Source organism: Turicimonas sp. TL08 (assembly GCF_054660695.1).
The window spans coordinates 1-345 of sequence record NZ_BAAGDP010000078.1 but is presented as its reverse complement, the minus strand read 5'-3'; the positions used below and the strand labels follow the sequence as shown (position 1 = coordinate 345).

Annotated in this window: 1 protein-coding gene; it reads left to right on the top strand. The window is 42.3% G+C overall.

The annotated features are described in order from the left end of the window. Positions 1 to 6 precede the first annotated feature (6 nt). Positions 7 to 345 (top strand): RNA-guided endonuclease InsQ/TnpB family protein (locus ACYQ4O_RS13025; protein ID WP_460175880.1); only part of this gene is annotated, 339 nt, incomplete at its 3' end.

Sequence of the window (345 nt, the reverse complement as noted above, 5' to 3'; positions counted from 1 at the left end):
CATAAGATCACGACGACAATAGCCAAAAACCACGGTATTGTGTTCATGGAAGATCTAAAAGTATCGAATATGTCTGCATCGGCGTCAGGTACAGTTGAGCAGCCCGGAAAAAAGGTCAGACAGAAAAACGGTTTAAATCGTTCAATTCTTGACCAAGGATGGTATTCTTTCAAGACAATGTTGGCTTACAAGCTGGAAGAAAGAGGAGGGTTGCTGGCATTGGTTCCTCCGAAAAATACGAGCAGAACTTGTCCGAATTGCGGATATATTTCGGTAAAAAACAGACAAACGCAAGCACATTTCGAATGTACCAAATGCGGATACAAAGAAAATGCCGATGTCGTG